This window comes from Marinobacter litoralis, assembly GCF_016427555.1.
Lineage (GTDB): Bacteria > Pseudomonadota > Gammaproteobacteria > Pseudomonadales > Oleiphilaceae > Marinobacter > Marinobacter litoralis_A.
Map to the genome: position 1 here is coordinate 1 of NZ_JAELVS010000016.1, position 337 is coordinate 337.

Annotated in this window: 1 protein-coding gene; it reads left to right on the forward strand. The window is 59.6% G+C overall.

The features are described from left to right. The coding region (locus JAO79_RS16170; RefSeq protein WP_265091698.1) for a contractile injection system protein, VgrG/Pvc8 family at nucleotides 1-337 on the forward strand (337 nt) is incomplete at both ends.

Here is a 337-nt window from a genome sequence, read left to right on the forward strand (position 1 = left end):
CTTGAAACTGGCCAGCACCGACCCGGACGTGCAAGCAGTGGATGTGTTGGAGCAGCCGGTTGATCTGGTGGTGTGGCAAGACGGCCAGCCCATGCGACGCTTTATCGGCGTGGTGAACGAATTCGTACGAGGCAACACTGGCCACCGCCGCACCCATTACGAAGTGGTGATTCAGCCTCCCTTGTGGCGTTTGGGCTTGATGCACAACAGCCGCATATTCCAGGCCCAGACCACCGATGCCATCGTGCGCACGCTGCTGGAAGAGCGGGGCATTGCGGATACGGTGTTTGATTTAAAGCGTTCCCCCGAAGAGCGGGAATACTGCGTCCAGCACCGG